Source organism: Herbaspirillum sp. Her2, from assembly GCF_057961375.1.
In genome coordinates, this window is sequence record NZ_CM176331.1 from 1055505 (window position 1) to 1072398 (window position 16894).

At 61.0% G+C, this 16894-nt stretch carries 17 protein-coding genes; 16 read left to right on the forward strand and 1 reads right to left on the reverse strand.

The features are described from left to right. The first annotated feature begins 140 nt into the window (after nucleotides 1–140). Nucleotides 141–926 carry a sulfite exporter TauE/SafE family protein gene (locus tag ACWHXP_RS04865; protein ID WP_276838370.1) on the forward strand — a complete coding sequence of 262 codons (786 nt, stop codon included), beginning with the start codon at nucleotides 141–143 and terminating at the stop codon, nucleotides 924–926. Then, nucleotides 923–1186: a hypothetical protein gene (locus tag ACWHXP_RS04870; protein ID WP_039785286.1), complete on the forward strand. Its 264-nt coding sequence runs from the start codon at nucleotides 923–925 to the stop codon at nucleotides 1184–1186. The genes ACWHXP_RS04865 and ACWHXP_RS04870 overlap by 4 nt, the downstream gene beginning before the upstream one ends. Before the next feature lie 155 nt (nucleotides 1187–1341). Here the strand turns inward: ACWHXP_RS04870 and ACWHXP_RS04875 are convergent, their stop codons facing one another. Beyond that, on the reverse strand, nucleotides 1342–1611 hold the full coding sequence (locus tag ACWHXP_RS04875; RefSeq protein WP_034329356.1) for a hypothetical protein: 270 nt from the start codon (nucleotides 1609–1611) through the stop codon (nucleotides 1342–1344). Nucleotides 1612–1667: 56 nt separating this feature from the next. On the opposite strand from ACWHXP_RS04875, the gene ACWHXP_RS04880 reads away from it, so the two are divergent. The 14 genes from ACWHXP_RS04880 (at nucleotide 1668) to cheA (ending at nucleotide 16885) form a co-directional block, all read left to right on the forward strand. Further along, the gene (locus ACWHXP_RS04880) at nucleotides 1668–3518 is read left to right on the forward strand and encodes a PHA/PHB synthase family protein (protein WP_489634364.1); all 1851 of its coding nucleotides are present in this window, start codon (nucleotides 1668–1670) and stop codon (nucleotides 3516–3518) included. A 249-nt stretch (nucleotides 3519–3767) separates the two neighbouring features. Beyond that, nucleotides 3768–4508, forward strand: coding sequence for a 3-ketoacyl-ACP reductase (locus ACWHXP_RS04885; RefSeq protein ID WP_121041937.1), 741 nt, complete (start codon nucleotides 3768–3770; stop codon nucleotides 4506–4508). 303 nt (nucleotides 4509–4811) lie between these two features. Next, nucleotides 4812–5378: a polyhydroxyalkanoate synthesis repressor PhaR gene (gene phaR, locus ACWHXP_RS04890; RefSeq protein WP_008329998.1), complete on the forward strand. Its 567-nt coding sequence runs from the start codon at nucleotides 4812–4814 to the stop codon at nucleotides 5376–5378. A 194-nt stretch (nucleotides 5379–5572) separates the two neighbouring features. Next, complete coding sequence (rimO, locus tag ACWHXP_RS04895) at nucleotides 5573–6949, forward strand: 30S ribosomal protein S12 methylthiotransferase RimO (protein WP_121041935.1); 1377 nt, start codon at nucleotides 5573–5575, stop codon at nucleotides 6947–6949. Next, nucleotides 6949–7359: a hypothetical protein gene (locus ACWHXP_RS04900; RefSeq protein ID WP_489634363.1), complete on the forward strand. Its 411-nt coding sequence runs from the start codon at nucleotides 6949–6951 to the stop codon at nucleotides 7357–7359. Before rimO ends, ACWHXP_RS04900 begins: the two co-directional genes overlap by 1 nt. A 193-nt stretch (nucleotides 7360–7552) precedes the next feature. Further along, entirely contained in the window at nucleotides 7553–8749 is a 1197-nt protein-coding gene (locus ACWHXP_RS04905) for a cystathionine beta-lyase (protein ID WP_489623176.1), read from the forward strand. Nucleotides 8750–9421: 672 nt separating this feature from the next. After that, the gene (gene flhD, locus ACWHXP_RS04910) at nucleotides 9422–9739 is read left to right on the forward strand and encodes a flagellar transcriptional regulator FlhD (RefSeq protein ID WP_034334003.1); all 318 of its coding nucleotides are present in this window, start codon (nucleotides 9422–9424) and stop codon (nucleotides 9737–9739) included. Nucleotides 9740–9916: 177 nt separating this feature from the next. Beyond that, a complete protein-coding gene (gene flhC, locus ACWHXP_RS04915) occupies nucleotides 9917–10531 on the forward strand; it encodes a flagellar transcriptional regulator FlhC (protein WP_489634362.1) in 615 nt (204 codons plus the stop codon). A gap of 98 nt (nucleotides 10532–10629) precedes the next feature. Continuing rightward, a complete protein-coding gene (locus ACWHXP_RS04920) occupies nucleotides 10630–11424 on the forward strand; it encodes a class I SAM-dependent methyltransferase (protein ID WP_134136008.1) in 795 nt (264 codons plus the stop codon). Nucleotides 11425–11613: 189 nt separating this feature from the next. Further along, complete coding sequence (motA, locus tag ACWHXP_RS04925) at nucleotides 11614–12474, forward strand: flagellar motor stator protein MotA (RefSeq protein ID WP_088753345.1); 861 nt, start codon at nucleotides 11614–11616, stop codon at nucleotides 12472–12474. 79 nt (nucleotides 12475–12553) lie between these two features. Next, nucleotides 12554–13492, forward strand: coding sequence for a flagellar motor protein MotB (motB, locus tag ACWHXP_RS04930; RefSeq protein ID WP_039785307.1), 939 nt, complete (start codon nucleotides 12554–12556; stop codon nucleotides 13490–13492). Nucleotides 13493–13576: 84 nt separating this feature from the next. Continuing rightward, the gene (locus ACWHXP_RS04935) at nucleotides 13577–14131 is read left to right on the forward strand and encodes a hypothetical protein (RefSeq protein WP_039785309.1); all 555 of its coding nucleotides are present in this window, start codon (nucleotides 13577–13579) and stop codon (nucleotides 14129–14131) included. Nucleotides 14132–14260: 129 nt separating this feature from the next. Beyond that, nucleotides 14261–14626 carry a response regulator gene (locus tag ACWHXP_RS04940; RefSeq protein WP_006463269.1) on the forward strand — a complete coding sequence of 122 codons (366 nt, stop codon included), beginning with the start codon at nucleotides 14261–14263 and terminating at the stop codon, nucleotides 14624–14626. Nucleotides 14627–14680: 54 nt separating this feature from the next. After that, nucleotides 14681–16885: a chemotaxis protein CheA gene (gene cheA, locus ACWHXP_RS04945; protein WP_489634361.1), complete on the forward strand. Its 2205-nt coding sequence runs from the start codon at nucleotides 14681–14683 to the stop codon at nucleotides 16883–16885. The last annotated feature ends 9 nt before the right edge of the window (nucleotides 16886–16894 follow it).

Genomic DNA, 16894 nt, shown 5'->3' on the forward strand with positions numbered 1-16894 from the left:
AAGGAGTGGTCGCGAGATATTGTGCCTTCGGCCAGGCCGAAGGCTGGCTAAGTGTATTCCACATTTCCAGCGCGGGCGAGGACTGGCAGACTGGAATCCCTGATCTTCCGCTGCCTGCCATTCCCGGCCATTTTCCTGTCATGCCCAGCCTGCTTTCCCTTGTCGACATGAATGCCACCATGCTTGCCATGAGCCTGGCGGTATTCCTGCTGGCCGGTTTCGTCAAGGGCGTGATCGGTCTGGGCTTGCCGACGGTGGCGGTCGGATTGCTGAGCCTGGTGATGCCGCCGGTACAAGCGGCGGCCTTGCTGATCCTGCCGTCGATGGTCACCAATGGCTGGCAGCTGGCCACCGGGGGCGCGTTCCTGATGCTGGCAAAACGCCTGTGGACGCTGCTCGCCGGCGTAGTGACCGGCACGCTGGCCGGTGCCGGCTTCATGCGCGGCGATGGTGGGCGGCATGCCATCGTGGTGCTGGGCGTAGCACTGATGCTTTACGCGCTGGCCGGTCTGGCGGCGTGGACGCCCACGGTGCTGCCGCAGCGGGAACGCTGGTGGTCGCCCGTGATCGGTCTGGCCACCGGCTTGGTCACGGCGGCCACCGGCGTGTTCGTGATTCCGGTCGTGCCCTATTTGCAGGCGCTGGGTTTGCCGCGTGACCAGTTGATTCAGGCGCTGGGCTTGTCCTTTACGGTCTCCACGCTGGCCCTGGCCGTCAACCTCGGGCAGGGTGGAGCCTTCAGTGCAGGCGTAGGCTGGGCCTCGCTGATCGTGCTGGTGCCAGCCTTGTTGGGCATGGCCATCGGTACCCGCGTGCGGACCTGGGTGCGTCCCGCTACCTTCCGTCGCTGCTTCTTCATCGGCTTGCTGCTGCTGGGAGTGCACCTGGCCTGGCATCTGGTCGATCTGACGGGAGCAGCGCGATGAGCCTCGGCCCCCTCCATCCCTGCGGCTGGCAGATCGAAGGCCCCAAGCAACGCCAGGCCAACGAGGTCCATGTCTATGCCTGGCTCGATGGCAGCATGATCGCCATGCTTGATTGTGAGTTACGTGACAGTGGCGGGCTGAAGTTACGGATGGCCTATGTCTCGCCCCCCTGGCGCGGATCGGCCGTCTTGCGCGACATGCTTGCCGTACTGAAACCCCGCTATCGCCAGATTGCCCTGCGACGAGTGGCGCGGCACTGAGGGGATGGTGGACGTTTTGCTGAGTTTTGCTGAACGCTCCCCCGGCATGATGCAGTGCGCAAACCGGCACGCTGCGCGGGCTGCGGACTCACGATGATGGTGCGCGATGATCCCGTTTTCTAAGTTTTTGGAAGAGACCCTGGATGTGCGCCGGCTCATGCAGCGGGATCGCGCGGCGCCTCGTCCTTGATGACAGACTCGCGTTTAACGGAACTGTCATCTTTGATTTCTTCCTTGCGCTCAGCTGTCAATTTCTTCATCTTTTGACGATTCCGCTTGCGTTGCGGCGTACCCATCAGGTATAAAACGATGGTCAGGGGAATTATCCCGTACAGCAGGAAAGTGGCGACGCCAGCGACCGCCGACTGTTCGGTGATCGACATCATGAAGACGACGTAGAGCCATGCGATAGCGACGATGACCATGGTGAAATGCGCGTCGAGACAAACCGTAACGATACGCGAAAATTGCAGATCCGAGCATGAACAAGCAGAATCCGCAGCAACCTTCTCCCGATGTATCCGCGTGGCTGGCACAGATGTCCGATCCGAAGTTCTGGACCTCGCTGCAGTCCCGATTCCAATCCCAGTTCGAGCAGTTCAAGTCGCATTTGCCGCCCATGCCCGCGATGGCGGGGATGCCGCAGATGCCGGGCTTCCCCGGCGGCGCCATGCCGCCCGGTGCGGGACAGATCGATCCAACGGTTCTGCTCAAGCAGCTCGGCGAGCACGGCGCGACGCTCGATCCTGCCGATCTGGTCCGCCTGCAGCAGGACTACACCCGCGAATTCGGCGAGCTGTGGCAATCCGTGCTGGCTGCGAAGACGCCCGCCATCACTGATCGCCGTCTTTCCGCGCCGGCCTGGCAGGAACATCCTTACTTCGCGTTCCAGGCGGCAGCCTACCAATTGAATTCGCGCTTCCTGCTGGCGCTCGCCGATGCGGTCAAGGGCACCGAGAAGGTGCGCCACAAACTGCGTTTTGCGGTGCAGCAGATGATCGATGCGATGTCGCCTGCGAACTTCCTCGCCACCAACCCGGTGGCCCAGCAGAAGATCCTGGAAACGCGCGGCGAGAGCCTGACGCAAGGCATCGCCCAGTTGCTGGCCGACCTGCAGAAGGGCCATATCTCGCAGACCGATGAGACCGCGTTCGAAGTGGGGCGCGACGTCGGCGCCAGCGCCGGTTCGGTGATCTTCGAGAACGAATTGTTCCAGCTGATCCAATACGCGCCGTTGACCAAGACCGTGCACGCGGTACCGCTGCTGATCGTCCCGCCCTGCATCAACAAGTTCTACATCCTCGACCTGCAGCCGCAGAATTCGCTGGTGCGCTATACGGTAGAGCAGGGTCACACGGTGTTCCTGATTTCCTGGCGCAATGCCGATGCCGCCGTCGAGACCGCCACCTGGGAAAACTACGTGGACGACGCCGTGGTGCGCGCCATCCACATCGTCCAGGAGATCAGCAAGCAACCGCAGATCAATGCCCTCGGCTTCTGCGTGGGCGGCACCATCCTGTCCTGCGCGCTGGCGCTGCTGGCTGCGCGTGGTGAAGACCCGGTCGCCAGCCTCACCTTGCTGACGACCTTCCTCGATTTTTCCGATACCGGTGCCATCGATGTCTACATCGACGACATGCAGCTGGCCCTGCGTGAGCAGATGATTGGCAAGCGCGGCCTGATGGCCGGGCGCGATTTCGCCAGCGCCTTCTCCAGCCTGCGTCCCAACGACCTGCTGTGGAACTACGTCGAATCGAATTACCTGAAGGGCGAGAAGCCCAGTGCCTTCGACCTGCTGTACTGGAATGCCGACAGCACCAACCTGCCGGGTCCGATGTTCTGCTACTACCTGCGGCACATGTACCTGGAAAATGCGCTCAAGGAGCCGGGTCGCCTGACGGTCGGCGGCGAGAAGATCGACCTGCGCAAGATCAGCGCGCCGGCCTTCATCTACGCCTCGCGCGATGACCACATCGTGCCCTGGAAATCGGCCTACGCCTCGTTGGACCTGATCAATGCCGGCAAGCGCAGCAACAACCGCTTCGTGCTGGGCGCCTCGGGCCACATTGCCGGCGTCATCAATCCGGCGTCCAAGAACAAGCGCAATTACTGGGTCAACGACAAGGCCAAGGCCGGCAGCGATGCCGATGCCTGGATGGCTGGCGCGACCGAGCATCCCGGCAGCTGGTGGGGCGAGTGGGCGGCGTTCCTGGCCAAGCAGGGCGGGCGCAAGGTGGCCGCACCCAAGGCGCCGGGTTCGACGCGCTACAAGGCCATCGAACCGGCACCGGGCCGCTATGTGAAGGCCAAGGCTGACCAGTTGGTGGGCTGACGTGAATCTGCCAGCCGGCCAGGAAGGTCCAGAGAAGCCGGCGGCATTGATGAAAAGAGGGCGGGGACCCTGACGGGCCCGCCGACAGAGAGAGACGGCCAGCAGCGCATCCGCGGCGTTGCCGGGCCTGACAAGACAAAGGAGCGTTCTTCGCAGGAAGGACTTCCACCAATGCGGCGCACAGCAGACGCGAAAGAGGGGGGGCAGGGCTTACCCCAATAAATCACCATCCCTATAGGAGGCAACATAATGAGCAAGCGTATCGCATATGTGACCGGCGGCATGGGCGGCATCGGAACCGCCATCTGCACCCGTCTGTGCAAGGACGGCTACACCGTAGTGGCCGGCTGCGGCCCCAATTCCACCCGCAAGGACACCTGGCTGGCGACCATGCGCGCCCACGGCTATGACATCCACGCATCCGAAGGCAACGTCTCGGACTGGGAGTCCACCAAGGCCGCCTTCGAGAAGGTGCGCGCCGAGATCGGCGAAGTGGACGTGCTGGTCAACAACGCCGGCATCACCCGCGACGGCCAGTTCCGCAAGATGAGCAAGGGTGACTGGGACGCCGTCATCGACACCAACCTGAACTCGCTGTTCAACGTGACCAAGCAGGTCATCGAGGGCATGTGCGAGCGTGGTTTCGGCCGCATCATCAACATCTCCTCGGTCAACGGCCAGAAGGGGCAGTTCGGCCAGACCAACTACTCCACCGCCAAGGCCGGCATCCACGGCTTCACCATGGCGCTGGCGCAGGAAGTGGCGACCAAGGGCGTGACCGTCAACACCGTCTCGCCGGGCTACATCGGTACCGACATGGTGCGCGCGATCCGCCCGGAAGTGCTGGAGAAGATCGTCTCCGGCATCCCCGTCAAGCGCCTGGGCGAGCCGGAGGAAATCGCCTCCATCGTCGCCTGGATCGCTTCGGCTGAAGGCGGTTACGCCACCGGTTCGGACTTCTCGCTCAACGGCGGCCTGTACATGGGCTGATGCCGTCCTCGACGGCCACGCACGCGGGAGTGCCGCAAGCGTGGCCGTTTTTACGTGTGCCGCAGGCTGGGATTTTGTCAGTCTGGCACGTCAGAGCTCCCCTTTTGCCGCTCTTCACCCCTATAATGGCTTGCGTTGCTGCCCTGCAAAACGCAGGCGGCAGACGGCAGAAGAGTGAAGAAGCAAGGAGAGGACAGCGCAATGTCCCGGACGCCCGCGGGTGAGGACTGCATCGAAGCCTCCCGCACCGCTGCAAACCAAGGCCGGCAAGACGGCTGCAATGAGAGAGAGACTGGACTTCAGATGACTACTGCAAAAAATTCGGCAGATCGCTTGATCAAGAAATACCCCAACCGCCGTCTTTACGATACCCAGACCAGTTCCTACATCACGCTGACCGACGTCAAGCAACTGGTGCTGGACAATGAAGAATTCACCGTGGTCGACGCCAAGAGCGGCGATGACCTGACCCGCAGCATCCTGCTGCAGATCATTCTGGAAGAAGAGTCGCACGGTGTGCCGATGTTCTCCAGTGGCGCGCTGTCGCAGATCATCCGCTACTACGGCCATGCCATGCAGGGCATGATGGGCAACTACCTGGAAAAGAACATCCAGACCTTCATCGACATCCAGAACAAGCTGGCCGAAAATTCCAAGGGCTTCTACGAAGGCAAGCCTTTCAGTCCCGAGATGTGGACCCAGTTCATGAACGTGCAAGGTCCGATGATGCAGGGCATGATGAGCAACTACATCGAACAGAGCAAGAACCTGTTCATCCAGATGCAGGAGCAGATGCAGAGCCAGACCAAGAACATGTTCGGCACCTTCCCCTTTGGCGCGCCCGGCACGCCGCCGGATCAGAAGAAGTAAGCGGCCTCTCGGCCCTTTCAGCAAACGGCCCCGCGCGGGCCGTTTTGCTTTTGTGGCGCCGCCGCCCGTCTGGACCAGCCAAAATCGGGCGCAAGCGGGCGGACGATGTACAATAGCGCCCTGATTTTTAAAGCAATTTTCGCTGTTTCCCGTATTTTCGGCCGTTTGCGGCCCGTCTCACTGAGCCTTCTGCCATGTCCAACCCGTCTTCTCCCGCCACCCCGGCCCTGCCCAAGGTCGGCTTCGTCTCCCTCGGCTGCCCCAAGGCACTGGTCGATTCCGAACAGATCCTGACCCAGCTGCGTGCCGAAGGCTACGATACCGCCAAGTCCTATGACGGTGCCGACCTGGTGATCGTCAATACCTGCGGCTTCATCGATGCCGCCGTGCAGGAGTCGCTGGACGCCATCGGCGAAGCCCTGAACGAAAACGGCAAGGTCATCGTCACCGGCTGCCTGGGTGCCAAGAAGGATGCCGACGGCGACGACATCATCCAGAAGATCCACCCCAAGGTCCTCGAAGTCACCGGCCCCCACGCCGTGGGCGAAGTCATGCAGGCCGTGCACAAGCACCTGCCCAAGCCGCATGCGCCCTTCATCGACCTGGTGCCGCCGCAGGGCGTCAAGCTGACCCCCAAGCATTTTGCCTATCTGAAGATTTCGGAAGGCTGCAACCATCGCTGCAGCTTCTGCATCATCCCCTCCATGCGCGGCGACCTGGTCTCGCGTCCCATCGCCGATGTCATGCTGGAAGCCGAGAACCTCTTCAAGGCCGGTGTGAAGGAATTGCTGGTGATCTCCCAGGACACCAGCGCCTATGGTGTGGATGTGAAGTTCCGTACCGGTTTCTGGAACGGCAAGCCGATCAAGACCCACATGACCCAGCTGGTCGGTGCCCTGGGCGAACTGGCCCAGCAGTACGGCGCTTGGGTGCGCCTGCACTATGTGTATCCGTACCCGCACGTGGACCAGATCATCCCGCTGATGGCCGAAGGCAAGATCCTGCCCTACCTGGACGTGCCGCTGCAGCATGCCCACCCGGATGTGCTCAAGCGCATGAAGCGCCCCGCCAATGGCGAGAAGAACATCGAGCGCATCCAGGCCTGGCGCGCGCTGTGCCCGGACATCACGATCCGCTCCACCTTCATCGCCGGCTTCCCCGGCGAGACCGAGGCCGAATTCGAGTACCTGCTGGACTTCTTGAAGGAAGCCGAGATCGATCGTCTGGGCTGTTTTGCCTATTCCCCGGTGGAAGGCGCGACCGCCAACGACATCGCCAACCCGGTGCCGGAAGAAGTGCGCGAAGAACGCCGTGGCCGTGTCATGCAGCTGCAGGAAGAGATTTCCAAGAAGCGCCTGCAAGCCAAGGTCGGCAAGACCCTGCGCGTGCTCATCGATGAAGTGGACCGCAATGGCGGTACCGGCCGTACCTATTCGGATGCGCCCGAGATCGACGGCGTGGTCTATGTGAAACCGCCTTTCGAACCGCACCGCAAGCTGGAAGTGGGCCAGTTCGTCGACGTGCGCATCACCGCCGCCGACGCCCACGACCTGTGGGGCGCAGCTGAGTGATGCGAGCGCTCCTGATGGCGCTGGTGCTGTGCAGTGCCAGCGGACTCATGCCGGCGCGGGCCGCAGCATCCGGCCCCGCTGCCAATGCGCCTGAAGGTTCGCTGCAGCAGACCCTGATGACGCACGCCCTTGTGCTGCACGGCCAGATCGACGGGCGCGACATCCAGCTCTCGCTGCAGCCCAAGAAGAACGAAGATGGCCTGGAAGGGCGCTATTTCTTCTTTGGCGGTTCGCCCGAGATTCTGGTGGCCGGAGAGGTCGATGGCGATGACCTGCTGATGGAGGAATCGGTCAACGGCAAGGATGTGTCCGGTCAATGGGAAGGGCACCGCCAGGGCCAGTCCATTACCGGGACCTGGTCCAGCGCCGATGGCAGCATCAGCAAGCCCTTCGCCTTGCAGTTGCCCTGACGCTTGCCCGGCAGCGAAGGCCAGACTGCGGCGCTGTACGGGCGATATGAAGCTGTGTTCACGCTGTTCTGCCATGCCCGCCATTTCTCGGGCTTTCCGGCCGCTTCTGTTGCTTTCGATGTGAACAAGCTGCGCGTATAGTGAGACCTTTGCGCCCCGTTCCTGGGGCGCGATCGTTTCCAGAGGCAGACCCGTGTCCGATTCCAACGCTACGTCCCCCGCATCTTCTCTTCCGCTTGATCCCCAGACCGCCCTGGTCCACAGCAGCTACCGCGCTCCGGACGGCTTTGAAGCCTTCCCGGTCGGCATCCATCACGCTTCCACCGTGCTGTTCCCCAACGTGGCCGCCATGCGTTCGCGCGACTGGCGCGAAAAGCTGGGCTATACCTACGGCCTGCACGGCACCCCGACCAGCTTCGTGCTGGAAGCGCGGCTGGCCGAGATCGAGGGCGGCACCTATTGCCGTGTCACCCCCAGCGGCCTGGCGGCCATCGCGATGGTCAACTTCGCCTTCCTGAAAACGGGAGATGACGTGCTGCTGCCGGATAACGTCTACGGCCCCAGCAAGGACCTGGGGCAGTGGCTGGAGCGTGATTTCGGGATCACCGCACGCTTCTACGACCCCATGGTCGGCGCCGGCCTGGCCGAGTTGATCCAGCCCAATACACGCCTGGTGTGGACCGAAGCACCCGGTTCGGTCTCGATGGAAGTGCCTGACATCCCGGCCCTGTGCCGTGCCGCGCATGAAAAGGGCGTGCTGGTGGCCATCGACAATACCTGGGCGGCCGGCATCGCCTTCAAGGCCTTCGAGCACGGCGTGGACATCGTCATGCAAGCGGTCACCAAGTACCAGTCCGGCGGCTCGGATGTCCTCATGGGCGCGGTCATCGTGCGCGACCAGGCGCTCAACGAGAAACTGGAACTGGCCCACATGCGCCTGGGCTTCGGCGTGGGCATGGACGACGTCTACCTGGTCCTGCGCAGCCTGTCCTCGATGCGCCTGCGTTTCGAGGCCCACGATGCGGCCGCGCGCAAGGTCGCGGCCTGGCTCAAGCAACGCCCGGAAATCGTGGCGGTGCTGCACCCGGCCTTTGAAGATTGCCCAGGACACGCCCACTGGAAGCGCGACTTCACAGGGGCGGGCGGTCTGTTCTCGGTGATCTTCGATTCCCGTTACAGCGAAGAGCAGACTGACCGCTTCGTCGACAGCCTGCAGCTCTTCAAGATCGGCTACAGCTGGGGCGGTGCCCACAGCCTCTGCGTGCCCTACCGTATGCGCGGCATGCGCCACCAGTGGCAGCGAGAAGGCGTGCTGGTGCGCTTCAACATCGGGCTGGAAGCCCCCGCCGATCTCATTGCCGATATCGAGCAGGCCTTGAGCAAGCTCTGAGTGGCCAGCCCTGCTCGGCTGCCGGTGTCGGCAGCGGGGCAGGGCGCGTCTGATGGCCGACAAGGTTCAGTTTGCACAAAAGAAATTGAATAAAGGTAAATGCTGCATCTGTTTATCGTTTTGCCGCACTTGGCAGCGTCATAAAATGGTAGCAATTCTTGATACGGTGGCTTCTCGACGGTCTTTGACGTTGCGCAAAAATCATCAAAGCGGGTAAATATATGCAAGTTTTCTGGGTGTTCTTGCTGAAGCCATCTACAGTGAACTGCCCAAAAAACTGGATGAGCTAGTCGTCCCCAAGCAACAAGACGGCGTTTGGCATCGAATATTTACAACTTATTTTGTTGCCTGGAAGACAATTTTCTTTTGTCATTTCAACCAGGAAACCTTTTGATCAGGAAATTCCTGATTGGCGCGCAAAGTCACGAGCCTCCTCGCTCTTTGGCTGCCAGAATGGAAATCTTCACCAATATCCCGCAGTCGTGTAAGACGGACGCCTACAAGATGCTCGGGCTTCTCTCCGTCTAAAAATACCGACCAAGTCTAATTTCCCGCCTGTCCTGCCCCCCTCAGAATTGGCTTGCAGTCAAGTAAATGTAAGCGATTGTAAGCAGCTCGATGCAGCGTTCAGCCGCGTGAGCCGTAGGAAGTACTTACCGAGGTGGGGTGCAAATGAATACCAACGACATGATGGCGGAGATCCGCGATGCCAACCTGAGCTATCTCATGCTGGCGCAGCAAATGATCCGTTCGGACAAACCGACCGCAATCTTCCGTTTGGGTATCAGCGCCGAGATTGCCGATCTGATCGAAGGCTTGTCCAACGTGCAGATCATGAAGCTGGCGGCGACCAACATGATGTTGACCCGTTTCCGTTTCGACGACGGCGCCATCCTCGGCATGCTGACAAACTACAACAAGGACAAGAGCCTGGCGCAGTCACACGCAGCCATCCTGATGGCCTGCCAGCCCGGCGAGCAAATTTCGTAAAACAACAAGACAAAAAGCATGGCCGGCGCGGCCAGAGACAGTCAACGCGCCGGAGGGGAAGACGTTCTACAGAGTTATTCAGTTTCAGTCTTGCATTCATGCCTGAAAGTTCGCCCGCCCGGGGCCGGCGAATTGGGGTCAGGCAGTTTTATTACGAAATCACCGGGGGGTTGCACCATGGCTAAAAAGAGCGTTGTGACAGAGGCGCAGGAAATTCAGTTGGCCATTGAACTGATCAAACTGGGGGCACGCCTCCAGTTGCTGGAATCGGAAACCTCGCTGTCGCGCGAGCGACTGCTGAAGCTGTACAAGGAATTGAAGGGTGTCTCGCCGCCCAAGGGCATGCTGCCGTTCTCGACGGACTGGTTCATCACCTGGCAGCCCAATATCCATTCTTCGCTGTTCATCAACATTCACCGCTACCTGATCGAGCATGCCCGCATCAGTGGCATCGAGGCCGTCATGAAGGCCTACAAGCTCTACCTGGAGCAGGTCGGCTACAACGATGCCGGCGAGCCGGTGCTGTCGCTGACCCGTGCCTGGACGCTGGTGCGCTTCTTCGAAAGCAAGATGCTCATGACCACGCCCTGCTGCAAGTGCCACGGCCACTTCGTGGTGCATCGCCTGGACCTGCATCAGGACTACCTGTGCGGCCTGTGCCACATGCCCTCGCGCGCCGGCAAGACCAAGAAGGCCAAGGATGCGGTCATCATGGGTCTGGTCGAAGGCGCCATGCCTGTTGCTGCTTCCGCGCCCCTGGGCACCGAGCCGGTGCTGGCCGCCGTGGCCTGAGCCGGAACAGGGATGTACCGATGCCTTGCTGCTGGCGAGCAGCAGGGTGGTAATGGGCCAGGGTGTTCAACCAAAAAAGAATAAGGCCGATTGCCTCGATGTCCGAACCTGAGAATCACCCCGGTGCCGGGCGCAGGCCCCTGTGGCAGGCGCCGGCCATCCAGGCCTTGCTGCTGTTCGTGCTGGGCCTGATTGGTGCCAACGTGCTGGACGTGCTGTTCCAGCGCGCCGGTCTCGCTCCTCTTTCCCCCCTCCAGACTTCCCTGCTGCATGGCGTGATCGCTGCGCTTCTGGCACGACTGCGCCGCATGGCCGCGTGGTGGTGGCTGATCCTGCTGGTGTTCCCGCTGGCGGCGTTGGGCGTGGGTCAGTTGCACCTGCCGTCGTGGGTGTTCCTGGCGGTGTTCCTGTTCATGCTGGTGCTGTTCTGGTCGACCTTTCGCAGTCAGGTGCCGTTCTACCCTTCCGGGCAGAGTGCCTGGGATGCCGTGGCGGGTCTCTTGCCCGAGGGGCGGCCGATCCGTTTCATGGATATCGGCAGTGGCCTGGGCGGTGCCGTCCTGGACCTGTCGCGCCGCCGGCCCGAGAGTGAATTCACCGGCATCGAGATTGCGCCCTTGCCGTGGCTGGTGAGCCGGCTGCGGGCGGCACTGGCGGGCAATCGCTGCCGCTTCGTGCGCGGCGACTACCTGCTGCTGGATTTTGGTGACTATGACGTGGTGTTTGCCTATCTGTCACCGGCGGCGATGGAGGCGCTGTGGCACAAGGCGCGCGCTGAGATGAAGCCGGGGACACTGCTTCTGAGCTACGAATTTCATATCCCCGGTACCACTCCGGATGTGGTGGTCGAACCGGAGCACGGGGGCAGGGTGCTGCACGGATGGCGCATGTGAGGCGACACAGGTAAAGAAACCCTTTACAGGGGCTGCGAGACGCGACGTATCAAGTTTGCGCCAATTCAGCCGTAAATCGAAAAGGAAGGGCGTTTTTCGGATATGTATTCCCCCATTTGCTTGACTGGAATACCTGTAATCTGACGAACGTGAAAATACACTCAACGCCACAGGGACGGGAGTAGGCACTTGCTAGTCATCATTGGATATATCGTGGTCATGGGGTCCGTCTTCGGCGGCTTTGCCCTGTCGGGCGGCCACCTGGGGGCACTGTTCCAGCCACTCGAACTGCTCATGATCGGCGGCGCCGCGCTGGGCGCTTTCCTGGTCGGTAACAACAACAAGGCCATCAAGGCCACCATGAAGGCTTTGCCGACGGTCTTCAAGGGCAGCACCTACACCAAGGCGCTGTACATGGAACTGATGGCGCTACTCTTCGAGATCCTCACCAAATCCCGTAAAGAGGGTTTGATGTCGATCGAAGGCGACATCGAAGAGCCGGAAAGCAGCCCCATCTTCAGCAAGTACCCTGGCGTGCTGGCGGACCATCACCTGATCGAGTTCATGACCGATTACCTGCGCCTGATGGTGTCGGGCAACATGGATGCGTTCCAGATCGAAAACCTGATGGACAACGAAATCGAGACCCACCATCACGAGGGCGAGATTCCGGTGCACTGCATCGCCAAGCTGGGCGACGGCATGCCGGCCTTCGGTATCGTGGCGGCGGTGATGGGCGTGGTGCACACCATGGAGTCGGTGGGTATCCCTCCCTCCGAGCTGGGCATGCTGATCGCGCACGCGCTGGTCGGTACCTTCCTCGGTATTCTGCTGGCCTACGGTTTCGTGGGCCCGCTCTCCAGCTTGCTGGAACAGAAGCTGCACGAATCGACCAAGATCTACCAGTGCGTGAAGGTGACGTTGCTGGCGAGCCTGAATGGCTATGCGCCGGCACTGTCGATCGAATTCGGCCGCAAGGTCCTGTTCTCGACCGAACGTCCGACCTTCCTCGAACTGGAAGAGCACGTCAAGCAGGCCAAGGGCAAGTAAGCGGTCGGCAGGCCGGCCAGGGGAGGCCGGCAGGCAGGGCGATTCACACAGACATCAGTATTGAAGCAGGAGCACAGGCATGGCCGACGAAGGTCTACGTCCCATTATCGTCAAGCGGATCAAGAAAGGCGGCGGGGGTCACCATGGTGGCGCCTGGAAGATTGCGTACGCCGACTTCGTGACCGCGATGATGGCCTTCTTCCTGCTGATGTGGCTGCTGGGATCGACCGCCAAGGGCGACCTGAACGGGATCGCCGAATACTTCAAGACGCCGCTGAAGGTGGCCATGGCCGGCGGTTCCGGCAGTGGTGATGCCAACACGGTGCTGCCCGGCGGCGGCAAGGATCTGACCCGCCAGGACGGCCAGCTGCGCAAGGGCGAGAACGATGTGGTCTCGCGCAAGCAGAACCTGAAACAGGCACAGCAGGAGCTGGAACGCGCCGAGCGCACCCGGCTGGAAGAACTGAAGTCGCGCCTGGAAAAGGCCATCGATTCCAATCCTACCTTGAAGCAGTTCAAGAACCAGCTGTTGATCGACATCACCTCGGAAGGCCTGCGCATCCAGATCGTGGACGAGAAGAACCGTCCCATGTTTGCCCTGGCCAGTGCGCAACTGCAGCCCTATACCAAGGAGATCCTGCATGAGATCGGCCGCACATTGAACGACGTGCCCAACAAGATCAGCCTGTCCGGCCACACCGATGCCACGCCTTATTCGCGCGGCGAGAAGGGCTACAGCAACTGGGAACTGTCGGCTGACCGCGCCAATGCTTCGCGCCGCGAACTCATTACCGGCGGCATGGACGAATCGAAGGTGCTGCGGGTGGTGGGCTTGTCCTCGGCGGTGCTGCTGGACAAGGAAGATCCGTTCAACCCGATCAACCGCCGCATCAGCATCATCGTCATGAACAAGAAGGCGGAAGAACTGGTGGAAAAGGATAGCGGCTCGTTGAACGTCCCCACCGATGCCAGCGATGAAGATGTGCAGCAAGGGCTGAGTGCGCCGGCCAAGAACTGATAACAGATGCCACGCCGGCGCGGGTGCGCGCGGTTTGCCAATGAAGCAGAAGTGTTCCAATTGAACAGGGGAAGAGAGCCGGATATGCCGACCAAGACCATGCTGCAGGAGCTCAAGCGCTTGTTGCTCGATACTGCCAGCGGCGGCAGCCGCCAATTGACGGAAGTGGAGTCGGACCTGGTCCAGACCAACATCCTGCTGGGCGAAGCCATCGGCAAGCTGGGCAACAGTTTCATGGAGCTGCATCGCGCGGTACAGATACAGCAATCCATCCTGGAAGGCCTGATGAACGGCAGCGGTCAGTTCGACAGCGCGAGCATCGATCAGCTCAAGGCCACCCAGGGCGAAGTCAGCCACTACGTCAACGCGGCCGTGACCGGCTTGCAGTTCCAGGACATGACCAGCCAGCTGCTGGAACGCATCGTGCGCCGCGTGATCGGCCTGCGTGAAGCGCTGGGGGTCCTGAGTGCGAACAGCTTCGAGATCGTCCCCGAGCAGGGCCAGACCGACGAAGAGGTCAAGGAATTGCTGGCCAGCACGGTGCAGGCGATTGAAGAGCGCCTCAACATGCTCGATACCGGGCTCTGGAAAGCAGTGCGCCAGACCCGCATGGAAAGTGGCGACATCGAGCTGTTCTGATCGGTGGCTGGCTGAGTGGTACAAGATTGAACTAGGTCATTCCGGCCTTGGCTGGGCGGTAGGTCGGTGGCCAAGGGTGCGGCATAATGCATACGCGCATGAGCCTTATTGAAGAAACAGGGAGTAACGATGTCCAAAACGATTCTCGCAGTAGATGATTCCGGGTCACTGCGTCAGATGGTGGTATTCAGTCTGAAAGCTGCGGGTTACAACGTGACCGAGGCGGTCGACGGGGTGGACGCGCTGGAAAAGGCCAAGACGCATACCTTCGACCTGGTCCTGACCGACCAGAACATGCCGCGCATGGACGGCCTGACGCTGATCCGCTCCCTGCGCGAGCTGACCAGTTACGCACGTGTGCCCATCCTGATGCTGACTACCGAGTTCAGCGACGAGATGAAGGCCAAGGGCAAGGCCGCCGGTGCCAATGGCTGGCTGGTCAAGCCCTTCGATCCGCAGCGCCTGACCGAGGTGGTGCGCAAGGTGATCGGCTGATCGTTTGCCGGGACAAGAAGAAGATACGTACTGCATCCAGCATGGAGCCCAGGCATGAGCATTGATATGAGCCAGTTTTTCCAGGTCTTTTTCGACGAGGCCGAGGAAGGCCTCGCGGAAATGGAAAAGCTGTTGTTGGCCGTCAATGTGGCGTCTCCCGATCCGGAGGACCTCAACGCGGTGTTTCGTGCCGCCCATTCGATCAAGGGTGGTTCGTCCACCTTCGGCCTGACCGATATTGCCGAAGTCACACACGTTCTGGAGTCGCTGCTGGATCGCATCCGCCAGGGCCAGATGAAGCTGACTTCGGAGCACGTGGATGCCTTCCTGGCCGCCAAGGATGTGCTCAAGTCCATGCTGGACGGCCACAAGCATGGTGCCGAGGTGGATCAGGACGCGGTCGGCAATGTCCGCATGCTGCTGGAGGAATTGTCCCAGGGCCGGCGTGCCTCGGCTGCGCCGAAGACGGACGCGGCGGCGCCCGCCGGTGCCGTGGTCGGACCCGGTGGCGTTAGCCGCTACCGGCTGGACATGCCGGAAATCAGCGACAAGGATGCCGAGGCCCTGGCCGACGAGCTGGCCATGTTGGGCAAGCTGGAGAAGTCCAAGTCACCCGAGGGGAAGTGGATCTTCATCCTTGATACGGCTGAACCGATCGATGACGTGGTCGCCATCTGCGCCTTCATCGTCAACGTGGCCGATCTGAAGGTGTCGCAGGCCGTCGATCCTGCCCAGGGCAGTGACGAAGAGCGCGGTTATGGTTTCTTCGACAATTTCGTGACCCAGGAAGAGCGTGAACGCGCCCAGGGTTATGGTTTCTTCGACAACCACACCGCCATCGAAGACAAGGAACGCGAGCAGGGTTACGGCTTCTTCGCTCCCTTCGTGCCGCTGGACATCAGCGCCAAGAAAAGCGAGGGCGACGCCCATGCGAATGGCACCGCCGGCACTGGCGGTCACGGCAATGGCAATGGCAACGGTAACGGTAACGGCAACGGCCATCACGACGACGGCCATCTGCAGGGTGACCACGGCGGTGAAAAGAAAGCGGCCAAGGGTGGCGGCGGACAGGAATCGTCGTCGATCCGGGTCAGCATCGAAAAGGTCGATCAGCTCATCAACCTGGTCGGCGAACTGGTGATTACCCAGGCCATGATCGAGCAACGTGTTGGCAAGCTCGATCCCATGCATCACGAACATCTGCTCAACAGCGTCAGCCAGTTGAGCCGCAATACCCGCGATCTGCAGGAATCGGTGATGTCGATCCGCATGATGCCGATGGATTACGTCTTCTCGCGCTTCCCGCGCATGGTGCGCGACCTCGCGCACAAGCTGGGCAAGCAGGTCGAGTTCGTCACCCACGGCGCAGCCACCGAGCTGGACAAGGGCTTGATCGAGCGTATCGTCGATCCGCTCACCCACCTGGTGCGCAACAGCATCGACCACGGCATCGAACTGCCTGACGCGCGCCGCGCAGCGGGCAAGGGCGAGGCAGGTGTGCTGGCCTTGTCGGCCGAGCACCAGGGCGGCAACATCATCATCGAAGTCACCGACGACGGTGGCGGCCTGAACCGCGACAAGATCCTGGCCAAGGCCAAGCAGCAGGGCATGCCGGTCACCGACAGCCTGACCGATGCTGAAGTGTGGCAGCTGATTTTCGAGCCCGGCTTCTCCACCGCCGAGCAGGTGACCGATGTCTCCGGGCGTGGCGTGGGCATGGATGTGGTCAAGCGCAACATCCTGGCCATGGGTGGCGCGGTGGATATCCGCTCCAGCAAGGGCTTCGGCACCACCATTTCGATCTCGCTGCCGCTGACGCTGGCGATCCTGGACGGCATGTCGATTCGCATCGGTGAAGAAGTTTACATATTGCCGCTAGGATATGTGGTTGAATCTTTGCAGCCTTTGCCGCAAGATATCAAAGAGATTTCCGGTCAGGGCCAGGTGCTGCGTGTGCGCGGTGAATATCTGCCACTGATCCCGCTTTATCAGATTTTCAACATCGAGCCTTCATTTACCGATCCTTCGCAAGGATTGGTGGTCATTTTGGAGTCAGATGGTAAAAAGGCGGCACTTTTCGTGGATGACCTGATCGGACAACAGCAAATCGTTGTGAAGAACCTGGAATCCAACTACCGAAAGGTCGCCGGCATTTCCGGAGCTACCATTCTGGGCGACGGCGGCGTTGCCCTGATTGTCGATGTGGCAGCCTTGCTGCGATCCAGCCGCCAATTGAATGACGAATCTGTATTTTCCTGATTTTTAAAG

Coding starts and splice junctions, on each gene's coding strand:
- ACWHXP_RS04885 (WP_121041937.1), top strand. CDS start 3,768: ATGAGCAAGCGTATCGCATATGTGACCGGCGGCATGGGCGGCATCGGA.
- flhC (WP_489634362.1), top strand. CDS start 9,917: ATGGCTAAAAAGAGCGTTGTGACAGAGGCGCAGGAAATTCAGTTGGCC.
- motB (WP_039785307.1), top strand. CDS start 12,554: ATGGCCGACGAAGGTCTACGTCCCATTATCGTCAAGCGGATCAAGAAA.
- phaR (WP_008329998.1), top strand. CDS start 4,812: ATGACTACTGCAAAAAATTCGGCAGATCGCTTGATCAAGAAATACCCC.
- ACWHXP_RS04935 (WP_039785309.1), top strand. CDS start 13,577: ATGCCGACCAAGACCATGCTGCAGGAGCTCAAGCGCTTGTTGCTCGAT.
- ACWHXP_RS04870 (WP_039785286.1), top strand. CDS start 923: ATGAGCCTCGGCCCCCTCCATCCCTGCGGCTGGCAGATCGAAGGCCCC.
- ACWHXP_RS04865 (WP_276838370.1), top strand. CDS start 141: ATGCCCAGCCTGCTTTCCCTTGTCGACATGAATGCCACCATGCTTGCC.
- ACWHXP_RS04875 (WP_034329356.1), bottom strand. CDS start 1,611: ATGGTCATCGTCGCTATCGCATGGCTCTACGTCGTCTTCATGATGTCG.
- ACWHXP_RS04920 (WP_134136008.1), top strand. CDS start 10,630: ATGTCCGAACCTGAGAATCACCCCGGTGCCGGGCGCAGGCCCCTGTGG.
- ACWHXP_RS04880 (WP_489634364.1), top strand. CDS start 1,668: ATGAACAAGCAGAATCCGCAGCAACCTTCTCCCGATGTATCCGCGTGG.
- rimO (WP_121041935.1), top strand. CDS start 5,573: ATGTCCAACCCGTCTTCTCCCGCCACCCCGGCCCTGCCCAAGGTCGGC.
- cheA (WP_489634361.1), top strand. CDS start 14,681: ATGAGCATTGATATGAGCCAGTTTTTCCAGGTCTTTTTCGACGAGGCC.
- ACWHXP_RS04940 (WP_006463269.1), top strand. CDS start 14,261: ATGTCCAAAACGATTCTCGCAGTAGATGATTCCGGGTCACTGCGTCAG.
- ACWHXP_RS04900 (WP_489634363.1), top strand. CDS start 6,949: ATGCGAGCGCTCCTGATGGCGCTGGTGCTGTGCAGTGCCAGCGGACTC.
- flhD (WP_034334003.1), top strand. CDS start 9,422: ATGAATACCAACGACATGATGGCGGAGATCCGCGATGCCAACCTGAGC.